Source organism: Acinetobacter legionensis, assembly GCF_048552295.1.
In the GTDB taxonomy this organism is placed as follows: Bacteria; Pseudomonadota; Gammaproteobacteria; order Pseudomonadales; family Moraxellaceae; genus Acinetobacter.
The window spans coordinates 1-2,523 of the sequence record NZ_JBIMCW010000062.1; the positions used below are offsets into that span (position 1 = coordinate 1).

Annotated in this window: 1 protein-coding gene; it reads left to right on the forward strand. The window is 38.2% G+C overall.

What is annotated here, in order from left to right; all coding sequences use genetic code 11:
- Nucleotides 1-2,063: Ig-like domain-containing protein (locus ACG916_RS21425; RefSeq protein ID WP_419340084.1), on the forward strand; the 2,063-nt coding region annotated here is incomplete at its 5' end.
- Nucleotides 2,064-2,523 lie beyond the last annotated feature (460 nt).

The following is a 2,523-nucleotide window of genomic DNA, read 5'->3' on the forward strand; positions in this document are numbered from 1 at the left end:
CACCATTAACCAATGGTGAAGTGGTCGATGTGACTGCAAAAGATGTTGCTGGCAATGAATCTGAACCTACTCAAGCAACAGCTGATGATACGACTGCTCCAACTGCTCCGACAGCAGATGTTGTTAATAATGGAACGCAAGTAACAGGTACAGCAGAACCAGGTTCAACAGTGACAGTTAAAGACCAAGGCGGTAACGTATTGGGTACAGCGGTTACTGATGAAAATGGCAACTATACAGTAGATCTAACCACACCATTAACCAATGGTGAAGTGGTCGATGTGACTGCAAAAGATGTTGCTGGCAATGAATCTGAACCTACTCAAGCAACAGCTGATGATACGACTGCGCCAACTGCTCCGACAGCAGATGTTGTTAATGATGGAACGCAAGTTACGGGTACAGCAGAACCAGGTTCAACAGTGACGGTTAAAGACCAAGGCGGTAACGTATTAGGTACAGCGGTTACCGATGAAAATGGCAACTACACAGTGGATCTAACCACGCCATTAACCAATGGTGAAGTGGTCGATGTGACTGCAAAAGATGTTGCTGGCAATGAATCTGAACCTACTCAAGCAACAGCTGATGATACAACGGCACCAGATGCACCAACTGCTGAATTTAATCATGATGGCTCGGATTTAAGTGGAACGGCAGAACCAGGTTCAACAGTGACGGTTAAAGACCAAGGCGGCAACGTATTGGGTACAGCGGTTACGGATGAAAATGGTAATTATACTGTCGTGTTTACGGATTCGTTAAATGATGGAGAAGTTGTAGATGTGACTGCAAAAGATGTTGCTGGCAACGAATCTACTCCAACAGAAGTTACAGCACCAAATATTCCAGTTGATGCAGTAGACAATCTCGTAGAAGCAGGGGTTGATTTTGAGTATCCTGTTACAGAAACGACCTTAGACAACGCAATCTCTTATAATTGGCTCATTGGTTTCCTTGGAATAGTCATTGGTACAACGAGTGGTTCAACCCAATTCAGTGTTCAAGAAAATCAGATAGCTGATGTTACATTAGAAATCAAGTCAGGATCATGGGCATCATTCTTCGATAGTGTTGCAGTTAAAGTGTCTAAATTTGAGAATGGTTCATGGGTTGAAATTGGTAACAGTTCATCAGGCGGAATCTTTGACTTTATTGGAGTTTTTGGTCAAGTCGCTAAACTTGAATTACCTGGTTTAGCAAGTGGACAATATAAAATAGATATGAGTAGCTTTAATGCTATCACTCTACCTGGTTTTATTGAGACTGATATTATTATCAAGTCTTATGACACTGCTCAGGATCCTATCATAACCAATGTAACTTCAGTTGGTGGTAATGTGATTACTGATACTGATGGTATTCATGGTCAGGATAATGTGCCTGCTGGTGCAATTATATCTGAAGTAGCTGGTCAAGCTATAACAGGTGAAACAACCATTGTTGGTAATTATGGCACACTAGTGATTAAACCAGATGGTAGTTACACGTATACACCAAACAGTGATGTTACAGTAATTGGTAAGACAGAAATGTTTGAATATACTGTGATAGATCCAGTAACGGGTAAATCTGATAATGCTAATTTAACTATTCAAATTGGTACAAATAGTAATGATGAAGCTATCTCAAAATTAGCTATTAATGCTGATGAATATTATGAGACAAGTGCCGGTGATGATATCTCTACAGCGAGTATTGGTGATGAAAACATTACGAGTACTGCTAGCCATGATGTTATTACGACTGGAGCTGGAGCAGATACCGTTATCTATAACTTACTGAACGTTGCAGATGCAACGGGTGGTAATGGTAAGGATGAGTGGACTGACTTCAATCTGGCACAAGGAGATAAAGTGGATGTTAGTGCACTATTAGATGGCGCTAATGCAGACAATATCGCTAATTATGTGTCTGTTACTTCTGATGGCGAGGGTAATACTTTGATTAGTATTGATCGTGATGGCACTGGAAATAACTATAACTCAACTGACCTTATTGTATTGAAAAATACAGATACAACACTGGATGAGTTATTAAATAATAATCAGCTTCTGTTCTAATTGATTGTTATTGATATAAGTATACAAATTGGAGAGAAGGCATAAGTGCCTTCTCTTTTTTGTTTTCTAAAAATGGTTGTCTTGTTTTGAAATGGATTAATCGTTATTTCACACAAAAGCCAATAAGTTTTATCTGTCTTTTAATATTGTATTCTATAGAAGTACTCGATTTACGAATATCATAAAGTTCTATAGATTCTGCAACTATTGGTCTAATAGCTTTAAGATATTTGGCTTTATAAAGTAAATTTTTACTTTTAGTATGCTATTTACCTGTTGGACTAAAGCATGTCTAAATTATTATATGAAAATCCATTATTTTATAGGTTGGATTTGACTTAATCGAAAAAAATAATACGAAAAACAGAGGTGGTCCCACATGTTTGAACAACTAAAAGCTTATTTATAAGTGATACTCTGCTCTAGTTAAGCTACCTTATTTTGTTGTGGTAGCTGGTCA